Here is a 16,218-nt window from a genome sequence, read left to right as displayed (position 1 = left end):
TTCTATGATCATCGTAACTGGTGGCGCTGGCATGATCGGCAGCAACATTGTTAAAGCACTAAACGAAGCTGGTATTAACGATATCCTGGTTGTCGACAACCTAAAAAATGGCAAAAAGTTTAAGAACTTAGTTGATCTGGACATCACAGATTACATGGATCGTGACGACTTTCTGACCCAAATTATGGCGGGCGATGATTTTGGTCCGATTGAGGCAATTTTCCACGAAGGTGCTTGCTCTGCAACGACTGAGTGGGATGGTAAGTACATGATGCTAAACAACTACGAGTACTCTAAAGAGCTGCTTCATTACTGTTTAGATCGCGAGATTCCATTCCTATACGCTTCTTCAGCAGCCACTTACGGCGATACAGATACTTTCGTTGAAGAGCGCGAATACGAAGGTGCACTGAATGTATACGGTTACTCGAAACAGCAGTTTGATAACTACGTTCGTCGCCTATGGCAAGACGCTGAAGAACATGGTGAGACCCTTTCTCAAATCACCGGCTTTCGCTACTTCAACGTATATGGCCCACGTGAAGACCATAAAGGTAGCATGGCATCAGTTGCGTTCCACCTAAACAACCAACTTAACGCAGGTGAAAATCCTAAATTGTTTGCGGGCAGCGAATCATTCAAACGCGACTTCGTTTACGTTGGTGATGTATGTAAAGTAAACCTGTGGTTCTTAGAAAACGGCGTATCAGGCATTTTTAACTGTGGTACTGGCCGTGCTGAATCTTTTGAAGAGGTAGCAAAAGCAGTTATCAAGCATCATGGCAAAGGCCAAATTGAAACCATCCCATTCCCTGAGCACCTAAAAGGCGCTTACCAAGAGTTCACACAAGCGGATCTGACCAAACTGCGCACCGCAGGTTGTGATGTTGAATTCAAGACAGTTGCAGAAGGCGTTGCCGAATACTTAACTATCCAAAACAGTTAAGCACCACAAGGTGGTAGAACCATAACCTGCCACCTTTACTCAAGTGCAATAGCCTGTATCATTCCTAACTATCTTTTTCTCATTTAAACCACTTCGCCCGTACACGAGTAGGTAACTAGACACGCCATGACCATAAAACGTGATGACTTCGACCCTAAAGCATATAACCCTGAGTTTAAGCGCCACTTTCTGTCGCCTAAGTACTGGGGCACGTGGTTAGGTGTTCTCTTATTTTTACCTTTATCATTAATGCCACTGGATTTACAAAAGTGGTTGGCGAAAACCATAGCCAAAAAACTATCTAAATCCCACAAAGGCCCTGCTCACCGAGCGAGGGTTAACTTTGAGCTGTGTTTTCCGGAAAAATCGTTCCAAGAACGTGAAGCTTTGATAGAAAAAACACTCTACACAGCGGCCATGTTCTTTTTTCGCTTCGGGTTACTAAGTTTACGCTCACCAAAATGGCTTCAGAAACGTTGCCAAATTCGCGGCCTAGACATTTTACGACAGCACATTGATAGCAACGAAAATGTAATTTTAATGGTTCCCCACTCTTGGGCAATTGATGTGCCTGCTATCTTGCTCGCTTCAATGGGAATGCCAGTTTCTGCAATGGCGAAGAAACAAAAGAATGATGTTGCTGACTGGCTGATGCACAAGCAAAGGGTCCAATACGGTGGTCGTGTTTATGAACGCTCAGGTGGCATTAAGCCTTTTCTGAAATCCATTCGAGATGGCTATGTAGGGTATTATCTACCTGATCAAGATCACGGCCCAGAGCATAGTGTGTTTGTGGATTTTTTTGCAACACGTAAAGCAACGCTACCTGGTTTAGGCAAAATTGCGAAACTATCACGCTCAAAAGTACTGCCTCTATTTGCGTCGATGAACACTGAAGATGGTACGTTTGATATTGAGATTTTACCAGCGTTTGAGCTGGATAAAGGCGAAGAGCAAGACGCTCGTACCTGTAATGAAGCCATTGAATATTTTGTCGGTGATAAACCCGAACAATATATGTGGGTACTACAGTTGCTGCACTCTCAAGAAGACGGCAATAACTATTACAATTTGTTTAAACCAAGATATAACAGCGACTGGAAAGTGCAGTGAAAGTATTTGTCGTAAGCTTGGCTCGATCACTAGATCGCCGAGAACGTATTGAAGAAAAGTTAAAACAACAAGGCATTACGTTTGAATTTTTTGATGCAGTAGATGGCTCTGTTGACCGTTTTCTTCATTCAGAAAAAAGTCGTCCTACCATTACTCTACGCCGCAAAGGGTATCAATTAAAAACCAGTGAAGTCGCCTGTTTTGCAAGCCATTACGAGTTGTGGGTTCGCTGTGTTGAGCTTGATGAACCGATCGTCATCTTAGAAGACAACGTCGACCCCGTAGAAGGGCTGAAGCAAGTACTCGAACATACCCTTCCATTGACTTCTAATTATGACTACATCAAGTTGTCTGCCACTCAGAAGCGTGTATTCACCCCAATCGTACCTATTGAGGATAATCATATGCTAGGGGGATACTCAGCAGGCACTTGTGGTACCACCGCTTATATCGTCACACCTAAAGCAGCCTCAAAGTTTGTTATGCATGCTCAAAAGTTTATTGAACCAGTCGATGACTACATGGAAAAACCATGGAGACATGGTGTTCAAGTTTACAGCGTGTCTCCAGATCTCTTTACTAGAGCAGAGATTGCTTCGACGATTGGTGGTAAAAGAAAAGATAAATCCAAAATGACTCTTGCGAATAAAATATACGCTGAACTTTTTAGAACTTATGAGTCAATTTTGAAATTCCTATACTGGAAAAACAAAGCATGAAGATTTTAGTCATTGGCCCTGCATGGGTCGGCGATATGGTAATGTCGCAATCGTTATATATCGTATTAAAGCAACGCCATCCAGATAGCCAAATTGACGTTATCGCTCCAGGATGGTGTAAACCGATTCTTGAGCGTATGCCAGAAATCCATCAAGCGATTGAAATGCCTATCGGTCATGGTGAGTTTAACTTATTAGGCCGCAGGGAAATTGGCAAATCATTACGTGAAAAGCAATATGACCACGCCTATATCTTGCCTAAATCAGCGAAATCAGCACTGATCCCATGGTTTGCCAACATTCCCCTTCGTACTGGCTGGAAGGGAGAAATGCGCTATGGTTTATTGAACGACTTACGCCCTAACATGAAGTCTTTTCAGTACATGGTAGAGCGCTATGTAGCGTTAGCTTATCCAAAAGCAGAAATGGTGGATTCTAACTCTCTCGGCGGGCTTGAAACCTTGCCTCGCCCACGCCTTGCAATCAACGCGGCAGAGCAACAAGCCACGATCAAAAAGTTCAACTTAGCCCAAGACCAACCAATTATCGGACTGTGCCCAGGAGCAGAGTTTGGTCCTGCCAAAAAATGGCCCGAAACACACTACGCTGAAGTTGCGACACAAATGGCTCGTTCTGGGCATCAAATCTGGTTGTTTGGTTCTCAAAAGGACTTAGATACTTGTAACAATATTCGCGCACTTGTTCCGACGCAATTCCATGAGCACATTCATGTTCTGGCAGGCCAAACCAGCTTAATTGAAGCGGTCGACCTACTTGCTGCATGTAAGACTGTTGTCGCGAATGACTCAGGCTTAATGCATGTGGCAGCTGCGGTTGGTTGTAATGTTGTTGCAGTGTATGGCTCAACTTCACCGAAGTACACCCCCCCACTCGCAGAAAAAGTGGAGATTGTTCATACCGATATTGATTGTCGCCCTTGTTTCCAGCGTGAATGTCAGTACAAACACCTTAAGTGCTTGACAGAACTTTCGCCTAAGCAAGTGCTAGATAGTATCCAAAAACTTGACGCCATTACGATAAGCTCATGTTAGTTCGCATTATTTATACCTTACTACTCGCCCTAGCGTCACCGCTGCTTTTATTTGGTTTGTACAAGAGCAAACCAAATAAGCCTAAGTTCGGCTCTCGCTGGAAAGAGCACTTTGGCATAACCCCCAAGTTAAAAAGCAACGACAAACCTATTTGGATACATGCCGTATCTGTTGGTGAAAGCATAGCAGCAACACCTTTAATCAAAGCCCTTAAGGAACAAAACCCCGAACAATCTATTCTAGTTACTACAACAACAAGTACCGGAGCTGAACAGATTGCTAAGTTGGGTGATTTAATTGAACACCGCTATATGCCAATTGACTTTGGTTTTGCTATCAAAGGTTTTCTTAAAGCAGTACAACCAAAACAAATGTTGATCATTGAGACTGAGCTGTGGCCAAACACGCTTCACAATGTTTACAAAGCGGGTATCCCTATAAAAGTCGTGAATGCGCGCCTATCTGAAAAATCGTGTCAGAACTACGCCAAAATACAGCGGCTTTTTAACCAGCTTCATCCATGCCTAACTCAAGTACTCTGCCAAACGGATTCAGATGCAGAGCGCTTCGAACGCTTAGGCGTTGAGAAAAAGAAACTATCCGTTACTGGCTCGATTAAGTTCGATATTCAAATATCAGAGCAAGTGAAACAGCAAGGACAGCAGCTTCGAGCCCAACTTGGAAACGATCGTCCGATTTGGATTGCAGCTAGCACCCACAAAGGCGAGGACGAACAGGTATTAGATGCACATAGACAAGTTTTAAAATCTCATCCAAATGCTTTACTCGTTTTGGTTCCTCGCCATCCAGAACGATTTGATGATGTATTCACGCTTTGCCAACAGCAAGGCTTTAACACTGTGCGTCGTACTTCAACGCATGCAGTAGAGACGGATACTCAAGTATATCTCGGCGATACTATGGGTGAGATGCTAACGTTGATGGGCGCAGCGGACATCTGCTTTATGGGTGGAAGCCTAATTGGAGATAAGGTTGGTGGGCACAATGTATTGGAGCCTGCTGCTTTGGGCGTCCCTATTATCAATGGTCCAAGCTTCTTTAACTTCAAAGAAATCGTACATGAAATGAAGCAGAACAACCTCATCAAAATTGTGAAAAATGAGGATGAACTGGCAAGAGCTATCGTGGCTCTAATTAAAGACGTCGCAGCTCATGAGCGCATCACGTCAGAGCTTGCTCATTTTATGTTAGCAAACTCAGGCTCCTTACAACGTACCACCACAGCCACCTCTTCTATCTAAAAAAGCCGAGTATTAACTCGGCTTTATTTTAAGCTTTAGTTTTAAACCAACGCTTTATTTTGTTTAGGTAATGTTTTTTCGATTTTTTCAGATATATACCTAAAAAGCATATCCAATACTTATAGCGATAGATCTTGTTCAAACCAAGAATACGGATTTTATATTGCTCAAACTCTCGGTCTTCTGCCGTTGGGTCTTTTGCTTGCTGGAGACTCCAAGAGCCCTCATGCATGCTACGATAAACCGACATTTTTTCAGGGAGGTACCAGGCGCCTTGCTCGATACTATTGATAATCTGCAACACAGAGTGCTCGCCATAAAGCTTGAAAAAGTCTTCATGTTGATAAATTAGGTCAAAAAACGGCTCTTTTCTAATAAACATCGATGCCATAGGCATAGTGTCTCCGCCCTTCTTAATGACATACTGATAAGGTATTTTCTTTTCTAAATCGCCTTGGTATCCGTATTTCTTGTCAACCAACTGGTCTTTTAGCAAAGTCAAAGAAGGATGAAAACAAGCATTAATATCCTTATGGTTTGCCAAAGCTTCAAGCTGTTTTTGAAGCTTGTTGTCATCAACCCAATAGTCATCACCTTCACAAAAAGCGATGAACTCCCCATCAACATGAGGCAACATGTTAAAAAGTACAGCTGATGACCCTTTAGAGTATATATTCTCCTCTGGATAAATTCTCTTTATTTGGCATTTCCCAGAATACTCATTAAAAACTCTATCGATAATTTTTCGACTATTGTCAGGAGAACAATCATCATGTATAAGCAACTCGTATTCAAAGTCTACTGTCTGATTAAGTATAGATAAAAGTGTCTGCTCAATATATTTTTCGTGATTATAGCAAGTACAAATAACCGAGACTTTGGTGGACATTTTATTCCTCTGTCTTCTATTTTATTTAATTAAGAAGAGTTATATCTTTTTAGCAGGATTACCTAGAACGGTGGTATTTGACCTCACTTTGGTAAATACGACAGCTCCCATGCCAACTGTCGCATCATCTGCTACTTTAACTTTAGGGTGGATAGTTGCTCCGGAGCCAATCAATACTCTCTCACCAATTTCTACATGACCATTGATGGTATTGCTTCCTAGTAAAGAGGTATAGCGACCAATTTTGACATCATGTCCAATAGCACAATTACAGTTGATGAGCGAAAAGTCACCAATAGCTGCACCAGGAGAGATGCTGCAGTTTGGGTTAATAATTACACCTTCACCTATTAAAGAGAATGGGCTCAACACAACACTAGGGTGAATAAATGAGATAGCATTACCGCCTTTATCTTTTAGCATTTCGGCAATACTAGCGCGAGCATAACCTTCCCCTCCAAATGCCAAAATAAAATCAAACTGTTCAAGATCATCTAGCATGGAGATTGATTTTACTTCGTGGCCATAAAATGTTGTTCCTGATACAAAATATTCGTCAGTCACACAAAAACACAAGAAACGTTCACGAATATCATTTACATCTTGTATCCAGCTGTACACTTCCGCAGCTAGACCACTAGCTCCAAATATAATAATTGGATTAGACATTATTTACCCCTGCTCAATCTCGGTTTTTTCAACGTGTATTTTTAACAAGCCAAACTCATCATTTATCACGATGCTATTTTCGCTACTATTTACAGATTTATCGCTTGGTTCATCAATAAACTGATAAGCACGTACAGAGTATCTATCACCATCATTATCAATTAGAGCCTTAGGAAAAACTTTAAATGGTCCATAATCTAATGCTCTCAATATGCGATAGTTCTCAAGCGTTGATTGTTTTATATCTAGCCAGCCATTTCCGGGAATATCTTTGGACAGGTACAGATAGTCGTATCTCAATGGCTGTTTAGTCAAGCAAGGAGTACTGCCTGTTTGCAACAATTCATCAATTACGTTTGAAAAGGCTTCTAATCCGGCATGCATACATTTATGAGCGACCTGATATGCTTTGTCATGCTTATCAACTAATACGTCGGAAAAAGCAATAGCCTCACCAGTGTCTACACCTTCATCAACATAATGCCAAGTGACACCGGTTTTTTCTAATTGATGAAAAATAGCCCAACTAGGTGCGTTTCTTCCTCGTAAATTTGGTAAAAGTGCATTATGAAAATTGATAATAGTTACATTCTTTAAAGTCAGTAACTTCCCTTTAAAAAGGTAGTTATTATTCGCACTGATGATTAATGTATTACCAGACAGCCACCTGAGTAACGAAGACTCGATATCTTCTTTCGTATGCTTAAATTGATATGCGACGTCGTGTTTTTGAGCAAATGACTCAAGAGTAGAAAAAGGTTGCATCTCTGTCTGTAACAATTTCAGCGTCACATCATATTGAAGAAGCTTGGAAGCAACGTCTTGAGCTATCTTACCAAAACCGATCACGATTACGGTTTCAAACTTTAATTTAGACACTGCGCCCTCCATCAATCACAAGATCTAAACCAGTCACCCAGCGAGACGCTCTGCTACTCAAAAAATAACAGGCCTCTGCAACATCTTCAGGTTTGCCTAAACCTAAAGGATATAGGTTATGTAACTTTTCAAGTGCTGCTTCGCCCAAATCAACCGCTACATCTTTTGTGTGCTTGGTCTCAACCCATCCAGGCGAAACGGTATTTACTCTGATTTTACGCGGAGCTAATTCTCTAGCCATTGATTTACTTGCAGAAATCAAAGCCCCTTTTGCTGCAGAATAAGCAACTAATCCTGGCTCACCAACGAAATGGGCAATGCTAGAAATCAGTGTAATACTTCTATCCTGAGACTTATCTGAATATAAAGCGTTCGAAAAAAGCTGGCAAAGGATCAAGTGACTATTCACGTTCGTTTGCATAGTCAAAAGAAGCTCTTCATCCGATACTAACTTCAACGGCAAGATTTTATGGTAGCCCGCAGCACAGATAAGATCTGTAACTTTACCTTGCTCAGTAACGATCTTTTTCAGCAGCGGTTTTAATGATGAAGGAGACTTCAAATCCCAAACATAAGCGGCTGAGGAATCTTTTCCTAAAGATTCCTCAGCGGTTTTAAGGCTCTCTTCATTACGTCCAAGAAGGATCACAAAGTTTCCCTTTTGAACATGTTTGTGAGCAATACTCAAGCCAATGTCTGAAGTCGCTCCTGTGATAAGAACTTTTCTTTTCATCGAAATTACTGAGGAAGTAGCTCGAGCAATTGACCCACAGTTTTTCGTTCGATTAAATCACCGTGTCCAATTTCTACTTGATATTCATCTGCGAATAAAGTGATAAGAGATAATTGGGCTAAAGAGTCCCACTCTTCCGTTTCTTGATATTCAAAATCAGGAGTTAGCTCTTCTACTTCCAACTCTAGGATCTCAGCTAGTTCTTCCAAAAAAACAGTCATTTATACATCCAACTTAATTAGTTTACATAGTGTAAGTTCATTGACATCAATCAAGGTCGCCCCCCAACTCAGACCTACACCAAAGCCTGATAATAGTGCTTTTTTACCCTCAAAGCCCGAATTCTTCATCCAAGATGATAAAATCGACATTGGGACAGTTGCAGACGAAGAGTTACCATAAATAGTCACTACCTCTGAAGGTAACTGCTCTTCCGTTACCTTCAGTGCTGAACGGAAACGATCCAAGATAAACTTATTTGCTTGATGAAAGAAAAAGTAGTCAATCTCTTCTGGTTTTGTGTTCGTTTCAATAAACTCTTTAATAAAATTGATTACCGTTGTTTGAGTAAACGTAAAAACATCTCTACCTTGCATGACCAAATGCTCAGAACAACGCCAATTTCCTTCTTCGTCCTCAGCAAGAGCTGCAGTATCAGAGGTACAAGGGTTTACCATACCACCCGATGGGATCATTAAAGCTTTTGCTCCTTTACCATCATGTTTGATCTCAAGAGGGGCCTTCACATTTTCCGCTCTTCTTTCTATTAAAGTGATAGTAACTGCATCCCCAATAAGAGGGTATGAGTTACGATCTTTTAAAGAAACCTTACGGCTTAAAACATCACCAGCAATTAGCAACACTTTTTGCGCATCACTATTACGAACTAGGCTCGAAGCTTCAAACAAACCTCGAATATAGCCATTGCAACCATCGTTGATGTCCATGCAATAACAATCGGTTTTAAAGTCAAAAGCGCCATGTACTATCGAAGCCGTTGACGGAATTGGGTAATCAGGAGTTTGAGTTACCACCAAAATTCCATCCACATCCTGATAGTCGCACCCAAGAGTGGTTGACAGGTCATCAAGCAAAGGAAAAATCATATCAGTGAGCGCCGTTTCTTTTGAAACAACATGATGTTGATTGTATCCCATTAGCTTCTTCAGCTTTTTAGAACTCTGCTCTGTGTGTGAGTAGTTTTTTATCTCATCATCAAAGTAAGAAATATGCTTTGGAACGGCTGCGACTATCCCTTTCAGCGAGATATTGCCAATATCACTTTTCATAAATTAACCTTGAATCGTTTTAAGATACTCACCAATAACATGCGGCGAAACAAAATTCTCAGGAACCAAACCTTCACCAGGAATTGAAATAGCTAGCTGAGCTTCGATCTCACTTACTAGGACTAACAAGTCAAAAGAGTCCAACAGACCTGATTCAAAAAGTTCAGTATCTTTAGCAAACTCATGTTCTGGTTTCATTGTGGTTAGGATTGCTATAATTTTTTCACACATACTACTATTTAACCTTTACAAATTCTTGTAGTGCTTTCTCTGAAAAAGCTTTTCTATTTAACTTACCATTTGGCGTAAAAAGCATTTCTTGTACAAAGCCAATCTTGCTTGGAATCATGTACTTTGGTAAACGTTTCGTCAGTGCAACTTTAAGCTCAATTTCACTCATCGAACTACTGCATTGAACAAAAGAATAAAGCACTTTATCTTCTGATAAATAACCAACAACACACTGTTCGACAGCATCTAGCTCCATGATCTGAGACTCAATTTCACCAAGTTCTATACGATAGCCATTGTGCTTAATCTGGAAGTCTTTTCTACCAATATAATAAATTAAACCATCAACAAGTCTAACCAAGTCTCCGGTACGATAGATCATATCAATGTATTTATCTTGAAGTGGGTTTTGACAAAATACCTCTTCTGTTTTTTCTGAGTTAGCCCAATACCCAAGTGCTAAGCTAGAGCCTCGAACGCACAATTCACCTTCATCATTACGTTGGTCGTTTTCATCTAGGATTAGAATTCCTGAGTTATGGCAAGGGATCCCTATAGGTAAGCTATCCCCATCCCAGTCTGACGGCACATCATAGTAGGTGCAATCAACGGTAATTTCTGTTGGTCCGTACAAGTTAGAGTAATGAGCATTAGGATGCTTATCTAACCAGTACTTAATCGTCTTCGCTGGCATTACTTCCCCAGCAAACAATACATTCTTCAAGCATGGCAATTGAAACTGATCAAGTAACTTAAGGTTCGCAATATTTACAAGCAATGAAGGAACCCAGAAGATCGTTGTTATTGCTTTTTCTTTCAGGTATTCAAGTGTTTTCTGAGGAAAAATAAACACGCTTTCAGGAATAACATGTAATTCTGCCGCATTAGACAACGCCAAATAGATGTCTAAAGTCGAGTTATCAAAGAATAGTGGTGCTTGACTACCAATAATATCAGCCTTGCTCACTTCATAGGCTGAATTAGCCCAATCAATATAATCAATAACACTAGAATGGCAAATAGTGACACCTTTTGGTGTGCCTGTAGAGCCTGAAGTAAAAATTATATAGCATGGATCTTTATCAATAACAGTTTGATTAAACTTTTCGATATCAGCCCAAATATCTTGCATAGGTAGCTTAGATGCTGGTATTTCATCGATATTAATAGTTGAAATTGGACTATCTAATTCTAATGAACTTAATAAATTTCGTGAAGTTTCATCATAAAGAACAAGACAATCTTGAAGGTTAGATAAGATCTTTAATAGTCGTTCTTTAGGTGAGTTAATGTCTACCGGACAGTAAACACCTCCAGCCATTGTCGCAGAAAAGATCATGGAGAGTGCATTGACAGATTTTTTCGCAAACACAACTATCGGCTTGTTTAAACTGCCTAGCTGTCTTAGTTGCAATGAGATAGCATATGACTTTGCCGTACTTTCTGCATAAGTCAAAGAGTGGCTCGAATCCGAAACACAAATATTTTCTGGGTGTTTCATTGACGATGCTTGTAGATATTGCAGAATGCTGTTTCTCATCTTAGACTCTCTTTTTGCAACCATTCATTATTTTTTAAGTATTTGTTTTATCTTGTTTATCATTGATTCACACAAATCAAAATATATAGGCAAGCATAAGATCCTTTTACTAATCGAGCGACTAACTTCACATGGAGTTCCTTCATGACCATAACTATCAACAAGATCTAAACTTGGATAAAAGTACCTTCTTGGAAAAATGTTATTCGCTTCCAAGTTAGCCTTAGCTCTAAGTAATGACTGCTCCGAGTCAAACACGATTGGTACGTACGCACCATTAGGTTTTGAGCTATCCGACCAATGTTGCATTTGAAAAACATCGGAAAGACTAGTTTGATAACGTTGCAATAAGCCTCTTCGCTTAGACATAACACGTTCTATATCATCTAGCACACAATGACCCATAGCAGCTTCAAATTCATTCATCTTAGCATTGGTTCCAACGCCTTCTATTGAATCTGGCCCTGTTATTCCAAAGTTAATCATCAAACGTACTTTCGCTGCAAATCCATCATTTTGTGTAACCACAGCGCCACCCTCTATCGTGTGGAATAGCTTCGTAGCGTGGAAACTTAATGTGCTGATATCACCGTGCGTTAATATACTTTCTTTATTTAGCCCCACCCCAAAAGCATGGGCAGCATCGTAGATAACTTTTAAACCGTGCTTGTTTGCTATCGCTTGGATCTCCTTGACTTTACATGGATTACCAAACACGTGCACCGGTACTATTGCAGACGTTTTTTCTGTAATAAGACCTTCAATTAGCTCAGGGTTAATATTGAAGGTATCACTTTCAATATCACAAAAAACAGGGGTTAAGTTTTCCCAGCTAAGCGTACTTGCGGTCGCAGCAAAAGAGAAAGGTGTTGTGATCACCTCTCCTGATAGATTTAGTGCTTTATAAGCAACTTGAAGTGCCAATGAGCCATTTGCAACCAATATAACGTGTTTAACGCCAAGATACTCAGCTAGTCGAGATTCTAAATCCTCAACGAGAGGACCACGATTGGTCAACCAACCGCTCTCATATATACGATCGACATATTGTTTGTATTTATCTTTTGAAGGTAAATATGGTTTTGTTACAGGAACAATTTCATTGCTCATCATTTAATATCTCATTGCAACTAACGTGTAGTGCTATTTTTGTTCGGTGGCTAACTAGGAAAGGTAACATCCATAAGCATGTTTTTGCATCGATTGTTCAATAGCAAGAATCTGTTCTTTTATTAACCACTCATTGCGCCATGCAATCTCTGGTTAAACAGGCAAATTTAGGGCCTTTAATATTTTCAATGGCTTGTCATAAACCGGCAGTAACTGCTTAGAAACACCGCGTGTAATAGGGTAAAGTCGAGTGCCCGAGCCACCTGCCAAAATAATGCCTTTCATTATTCGCCCGCTCCTAATCGCTCTAAACTGTATGAACCATCAAGCACACGTTGCCACCATTGTGGGTTGTTTAGGTACCATTCGACGGTTTTGCGAATACCGCTTTCAAACGTTTCTTCTGGCGTCCAGCCAAGCTCTTGAGCGATCTTGGTGGCATCAATTGCGTAACGCACATCATGACCAGGGCGATCTTTGACATAAGTGATCAAAGATTCATAAGACTCTATCCCGACTGGCTTGTCTGGTCGCAACTCTTCAAGCAAAGCACAAATGATTTTCACTACTTCGATGTTGTCTTTTTCGTTATGGCCACCAATGTTGTAGGTTTCACCGACTTCACCTTCGTTGACCACTTTGTAAAGCGCGCGGGCATGATCTTCCACAAACAGCCAATCTCGGATTTGCATACCATCGCCATACACAGGCAACGGCTTGCCATCGAGGGCATTTAAAATCATCAGAGGGATCAACTTCTCTGGGAAGTGGTACGGGCCATAGTTGTTGGAGCAATTAGTGATAAGTGTTGGTAAGCCATAAGTACGTTGCCAAGCGCGAACCAGGTGATCGCTCGAAGCTTTAGATGCAGAATATGGGCTGCTCGGCGCGTATGAGGTAGTTTCGGTGAACAAATCGTCCGTTCCCTCTAAATCACCATACACTTCATCCGTAGAAATATGATGGAAACGGAAAGCGGCTTTGCGTATCTCATCCAGTGTCGACCAATATTGACGAGCCGATTCAAGAAGGTGATACGTCCCCATCACATTGGTCTCAATAAAAGCCGCAGGTCCATCAATGGAGCGATCGACATGAGACTCAGCGGCCAAATGCATCACCCTATCGGGTTGATACTCTGAAAAAACGCGGTCTAGTTCAGCTCGGTCACAGATATCCACTTGCTCGAAGTGGTAACGTTCACTCTCTGAGACATCAACCAGTGATTCTAGATTCCCTGCGTAGGTCAGTTTATCTAAATTGATGACGGTATCTTGGGTGTCACGAATGATATGTCGGACAACAGCTGACCCAATGAAGCCTGCTCCACCGGTTACTAATATTTTCATTACAAATGTTACCTACGTTAATTTTTGTGCCATCAGATACACATGAATACTTTATGATTATTGTAGTTTATAGGCTCACTCGAGCATCGCTAGACTCAAGAAGGCTTACTTAGAGCAATTAACATAAAATGATAAAAAACTCAATTAAGATTGAGAAGCATAACCGTCCTGAAAATGTTCAAAATCGGATTCTTGCCAAATAATCTGTCGCTTTAAACGCTCTTTATTAAATGAACGCAGAAGTCTATTTAGATTTTGATGCTTCCAGTCACCAGAAGTTTCAAAACGACACTTATCAAAATCGATAATCCATACCTTATCTTTGTCGTCGATCAAGATATTGTGGATATTCAAATCGGTATGGTTAACGCCAACCTGATGCATCTTGGCAATTTCTTGCCCTATTTTCTGATACATTTCTACCGATAAAGACTGTTCTTGCAAGATACTAACCAGATCTCTGGCGTTTGGGATTCGCTCACTTAATAAATCAGCTTGATAGAAGAGTCCTGACTTTACGGCTCTTGCTGCAATAGGACGAGGAACGTGCACCCCAGCCTCAATTAGCGCCAACAAAAGCTGAAACTCTTGCGCACAACGGGTGTTATCCCAGCCAGAGAACCAATAATGATCGTTAACTAACTTCCCAAACAAACCGCCACGACGGTAATGACGTAGTGCCGCTTGCATGCTCTCTAGTTGGATAAACCATGTCGTGCCTCGCCCCGTCGCACTGCCAACCACCTTGTCGGAGGACTGCCAGTATTCCGCATCAAATATCGGTTGGCTAGGGTCTGTAATGATCTCGTCATCAAACCAGATCACTTGGTTGTTGTTTTTATACTGTTGAGTCATGCGCTCACCCTCTAGCCTAAATACCGGCTGGCTAATATATACAACCAAGTAAATGCAGCAAACGCCAAAGCAACCATAACGGCAGCAGAGCCTATATCTTTAGCTCGCCCACTGAGTTCATGCCGTTCAATACCGATACGATCCACTACCGCCTCAATCGCTGAGTTTACAAGCTCTACAATCAAGACTAATACCACGACCCCGATCATTAAGATACGCTCAACCATGCCGACATCCACTAGCCAAGCCAAAATCACAGCAATACTCAACAGAGCCAACTCTTGTCGAATGGCAGCTTCATGCTTAAAAGCCGCTTTTAATCCTTGGATCGAATAACCCGTCGCTTTAACGATGCGCTTTAGCCCGGTGTTACCCGGCTTGCCAGATTCTTGCGATTGATGTGGTGTTGTCTTTGACATTGCAGAACACTTATCAGTACTTAGCTATATTCGAGCCGTGTATTTTACATTTATTGGGGATGTCTGCATAATTTACCTGCCTCTATTCATCGAATCAGACAATAATTATGTTCACTTCTGCCCCATCGTCACTATGCGTCTTGCGTTTGTCCGCTATCGGAGACGTTTGCAATACTATCGCCAGCATTCAAGCTATTCAGAAACACTGGCCTTCGACCCAGATTACTTGGATAACGGGTAAACTTGAAGCCCAGTTATTAGCCGCCATCGATGGTGTAGAAGTGATTGTTTTTGATAAAAAAGCGGGACTTGATGGCTACAAATCACTTTGGCGACAGCTGAAAGGCAGAGAGTTTGATGCGCTATTGCATATGCAGTACGCGATTCGAGCGAGTGTCGCAACGTTGGGCATTAAAGCAAAATACAAACTTGGTTTCTCTTCTGATAGAAGCCAGGACTTTCAAACACTATTTACCAATGTCAAAGTGCCTTCCCCGCAATCTCTGCATGTCGCAGATGGCTTAATGGCCTTTGCCCATCAAATTGGGGTACCAAAGGCAGGACTAGACTGGGTACTTTCTTATTCAGACCACGATCAAGCTTGGGCAGAGTCTCATATTTCTCGTAGTAAACCTAACCTGCTGATTGTGCCTGGTGCGAGCAAAGCTTATAAAAACTGGAACGCGGAAGGTTATGTGGATGTGATTCATCACGCCAGAGCAAAAGGCTGGAACGTGATTCTGGCAGGCAGCCCTGCTCAGGTAGAATTGGATCTGGCAGAGGCCATTCAATCTCGCTTGGAAGAACCGTGTCTAAATTTAGTTGGACAAAGTTCAATTCTGCAAATGCTTGCGTTAATAGATAAGGTTGAAATGGTCATCGCCCCCGATACCGGACCAGCACACATGGCGAATGCAATGAAAACACCAATCATCGGGCTCTATGCACACCATAATCCGCTGCGAGTGGGACCTTACCGTTATCTAAAATACGTTGTCTCAGTGTATGAAGAAACGATCTTTGCGGAAACAGGTAAAAACAGTCACGAGTTAAGCTGGCGAACTCGCGCTAAAGATGAAACGGCAATGAACCGCATTACCAGCACTCAAGTAATGAGCATGTTCGATCAAGTCTTAGAAGATTTGTATCCTCAATACCAGTAA

18 protein-coding genes and 1 pseudogene are annotated in these 16,218 nt (G+C 41.4%); 6 read left to right on the top strand and 13 right to left on the bottom strand.

Going from position 1 to position 16,218, the window contains the following annotated elements:
* The first annotated feature begins 4 nt into the window (after positions 1 to 4).
* The 5 genes from rfaD (at position 5) to waaA (ending at position 5,092) form a co-directional block, all read left to right on the top strand.
* A complete protein-coding gene (rfaD, locus tag R7M92_RS08845) occupies positions 5 to 946 on the top strand; it encodes an ADP-glyceromanno-heptose 6-epimerase (protein WP_017634969.1) in 942 nt (313 codons plus the stop codon).
* A 126-nt stretch (positions 947 to 1,072) separates the two neighbouring features.
* Complete coding sequence (gene lpxM, locus R7M92_RS08840; protein ID WP_054576851.1) at positions 1,073 to 2,059, top strand: lauroyl-Kdo(2)-lipid IV(A) myristoyltransferase; 987 nt, start codon at positions 1,073 to 1,075, stop codon at positions 2,057 to 2,059.
* Complete coding sequence (locus R7M92_RS08835; RefSeq protein ID WP_318133162.1) at positions 2,056 to 2,778, top strand: glycosyltransferase family 25 protein; 723 nt, start codon at positions 2,056 to 2,058, stop codon at positions 2,776 to 2,778. The genes lpxM and R7M92_RS08835 overlap by 4 nt, the downstream gene beginning before the upstream one ends.
* A complete protein-coding gene (gene waaF, locus R7M92_RS08830) occupies positions 2,775 to 3,830 on the top strand; it encodes a lipopolysaccharide heptosyltransferase II (protein ID WP_318133160.1) in 1,056 nt (351 codons plus the stop codon). The genes R7M92_RS08835 and waaF overlap by 4 nt, the downstream gene beginning before the upstream one ends.
* Complete coding sequence (gene waaA, locus R7M92_RS08825) at positions 3,824 to 5,092, top strand: lipid IV(A) 3-deoxy-D-manno-octulosonic acid transferase (RefSeq protein ID WP_318133158.1); 1,269 nt, start codon at positions 3,824 to 3,826, stop codon at positions 5,090 to 5,092. Before waaF ends, waaA begins: the two co-directional genes overlap by 7 nt.
* A gap of 28 nt (positions 5,093 to 5,120) precedes the next feature.
* On the opposite strand, the gene R7M92_RS08820 is transcribed toward waaA, so the two are convergent.
* The 13 genes and pseudogenes from R7M92_RS08820 to R7M92_RS08760 form a co-directional block, all read right to left on the bottom strand.
* A complete protein-coding gene (locus R7M92_RS08820; RefSeq protein WP_318133156.1) occupies positions 5,121 to 5,981 on the bottom strand; it encodes a glycosyltransferase family 2 protein in 861 nt (286 codons plus the stop codon).
* A 39-nt stretch (positions 5,982 to 6,020) separates the two neighbouring features.
* A complete protein-coding gene (locus R7M92_RS08815) occupies positions 6,021 to 6,650 on the bottom strand; it encodes a NeuD/PglB/VioB family sugar acetyltransferase (protein WP_033905966.1) in 630 nt (209 codons plus the stop codon).
* Between the two features lie 3 nt (positions 6,651 to 6,653).
* Positions 6,654 to 7,529 (bottom strand): formyltransferase family protein, encoded by an 876-nt coding sequence (locus R7M92_RS08810; RefSeq protein ID WP_198556783.1) that lies wholly within the window; start codon positions 7,527 to 7,529, stop codon positions 6,654 to 6,656.
* Complete coding sequence (locus R7M92_RS08805) at positions 7,522 to 8,262, bottom strand: SDR family NAD(P)-dependent oxidoreductase (RefSeq protein ID WP_033905964.1); 741 nt, start codon at positions 8,260 to 8,262, stop codon at positions 7,522 to 7,524. Before R7M92_RS08805 ends, R7M92_RS08810 begins: the two co-directional genes overlap by 8 nt.
* A gap of 5 nt (positions 8,263 to 8,267) precedes the next feature.
* The gene (locus R7M92_RS08800; protein ID WP_021453150.1) at positions 8,268 to 8,483 is read right to left on the bottom strand and encodes a phosphopantetheine-binding protein; all 216 of its coding nucleotides are present in this window, start codon (positions 8,481 to 8,483) and stop codon (positions 8,268 to 8,270) included.
* A complete protein-coding gene (locus R7M92_RS08795; RefSeq protein WP_318133154.1) occupies positions 8,484 to 9,551 on the bottom strand; it encodes a ketoacyl-ACP synthase III in 1,068 nt (355 codons plus the stop codon). It abuts the gene before it with no gap.
* A 3-nt stretch (positions 9,552 to 9,554) separates the two neighbouring features.
* The gene (locus R7M92_RS08790; protein WP_031827230.1) at positions 9,555 to 9,782 is read right to left on the bottom strand and encodes a phosphopantetheine-binding protein; all 228 of its coding nucleotides are present in this window, start codon (positions 9,780 to 9,782) and stop codon (positions 9,555 to 9,557) included.
* Between the two features lie 4 nt (positions 9,783 to 9,786).
* Positions 9,787 to 11,322, bottom strand: a complete 1,536-nt coding sequence (locus R7M92_RS08785; RefSeq protein WP_318133152.1) for an amino acid adenylation domain-containing protein — start codon at positions 11,320 to 11,322, stop codon at positions 9,787 to 9,789.
* Positions 11,323 to 11,349: 27 nt separating this feature from the next.
* Positions 11,350 to 12,435 (bottom strand): DegT/DnrJ/EryC1/StrS family aminotransferase, encoded by a 1,086-nt coding sequence (locus R7M92_RS08780; RefSeq protein WP_199266749.1) that lies wholly within the window; start codon positions 12,433 to 12,435, stop codon positions 11,350 to 11,352.
* 183 nt (positions 12,436 to 12,618) lie between these two features.
* Positions 12,619 to 12,717 (bottom strand): annotated as a pseudogene (locus R7M92_RS08775) (sugar phosphate nucleotidyltransferase); the annotation flags it as partial.
* Complete coding sequence (rfbB, locus tag R7M92_RS08770; RefSeq protein WP_318133150.1) at positions 12,717 to 13,781, bottom strand: dTDP-glucose 4,6-dehydratase; 1,065 nt, start codon at positions 13,779 to 13,781, stop codon at positions 12,717 to 12,719. The gene rfbB and the pseudogene R7M92_RS08775, both read right to left, overlap by 1 nt.
* Positions 13,782 to 13,925: 144 nt before the next feature.
* Entirely contained in the window at positions 13,926 to 14,636 is a 711-nt protein-coding gene (locus tag R7M92_RS08765) for a 3-deoxy-D-manno-octulosonic acid kinase (protein WP_171345965.1), read from the bottom strand.
* An 11-nt stretch (positions 14,637 to 14,647) separates the two neighbouring features.
* Complete coding sequence (locus R7M92_RS08760; RefSeq protein ID WP_005395798.1) at positions 14,648 to 15,055, bottom strand: diacylglycerol kinase; 408 nt, start codon at positions 15,053 to 15,055, stop codon at positions 14,648 to 14,650.
* A 107-nt stretch (positions 15,056 to 15,162) separates the two neighbouring features.
* On the opposite strand from R7M92_RS08760, the gene R7M92_RS08755 reads away from it, so the two are divergent.
* Positions 15,163 to 16,218: a glycosyltransferase family 9 protein gene (locus R7M92_RS08755; RefSeq protein ID WP_017820712.1), complete on the top strand. Its 1,056-nt coding sequence runs from the start codon at positions 15,163 to 15,165 to the stop codon at positions 16,216 to 16,218.

It is taken from the genome of Vibrio sp. Vb2880 (assembly GCF_033337975.1).
Lineage (GTDB): Bacteria > Pseudomonadota > Gammaproteobacteria > Enterobacterales > Vibrionaceae > Vibrio > Vibrio alginolyticus.
This window is presented reverse-complemented; position numbering and strand designations above follow the sequence as displayed.

What these genes read in the sequence shown, in the direction of transcription:
- R7M92_RS08755 (WP_017820712.1), top strand. Translation starts at nt 15,163, where the DNA reads ATGTTCACTTCTGCCCCATCGTCACTATGCGTCTTGCGTTTGTCCGCT.
- R7M92_RS08790 (WP_031827230.1), bottom strand. Translation starts at nt 9,782, where the DNA reads ATGTGTGAAAAAATTATAGCAATCCTAACCACAATGAAACCAGAACAT.
- rfaD (WP_017634969.1), top strand. Translation starts at nt 5, where the DNA reads ATGATCATCGTAACTGGTGGCGCTGGCATGATCGGCAGCAACATTGTT.
- R7M92_RS08780 (WP_199266749.1), bottom strand. Translation starts at nt 12,435, where the DNA reads ATGATGAGCAATGAAATTGTTCCTGTAACAAAACCATATTTACCTTCA.
- R7M92_RS08820 (WP_318133156.1), bottom strand. Translation starts at nt 5,981, where the DNA reads ATGTCCACCAAAGTCTCGGTTATTTGTACTTGCTATAATCACGAAAAA.
- waaF (WP_318133160.1), top strand. Translation starts at nt 2,775, where the DNA reads ATGAAGATTTTAGTCATTGGCCCTGCATGGGTCGGCGATATGGTAATG.
- lpxM (WP_054576851.1), top strand. Translation starts at nt 1,073, where the DNA reads ATGACCATAAAACGTGATGACTTCGACCCTAAAGCATATAACCCTGAG.
- R7M92_RS08805 (WP_033905964.1), bottom strand. Translation starts at nt 8,262, where the DNA reads ATGAAAAGAAAAGTTCTTATCACAGGAGCGACTTCAGACATTGGCTTG.
- waaA (WP_318133158.1), top strand. Translation starts at nt 3,824, where the DNA reads ATGTTAGTTCGCATTATTTATACCTTACTACTCGCCCTAGCGTCACCG.
- R7M92_RS08760 (WP_005395798.1), bottom strand. Translation starts at nt 15,055, where the DNA reads ATGTCAAAGACAACACCACATCAATCGCAAGAATCTGGCAAGCCGGGT.
- R7M92_RS08815 (WP_033905966.1), bottom strand. Translation starts at nt 6,650, where the DNA reads ATGTCTAATCCAATTATTATATTTGGAGCTAGTGGTCTAGCTGCGGAA.
- R7M92_RS08795 (WP_318133154.1), bottom strand. Translation starts at nt 9,551, where the DNA reads ATGAAAAGTGATATTGGCAATATCTCGCTGAAAGGGATAGTCGCAGCC.
- R7M92_RS08800 (WP_021453150.1), bottom strand. Translation starts at nt 8,483, where the DNA reads ATGACTGTTTTTTTGGAAGAACTAGCTGAGATCCTAGAGTTGGAAGTA.
- R7M92_RS08765 (WP_171345965.1), bottom strand. Translation starts at nt 14,636, where the DNA reads ATGACTCAACAGTATAAAAACAACAACCAAGTGATCTGGTTTGATGAC.
- rfbB (WP_318133150.1), bottom strand. Translation starts at nt 13,781, where the DNA reads ATGAAAATATTAGTAACCGGTGGAGCAGGCTTCATTGGGTCAGCTGTT.
- R7M92_RS08785 (WP_318133152.1), bottom strand. Translation starts at nt 11,322, where the DNA reads ATGAGAAACAGCATTCTGCAATATCTACAAGCATCGTCAATGAAACAC.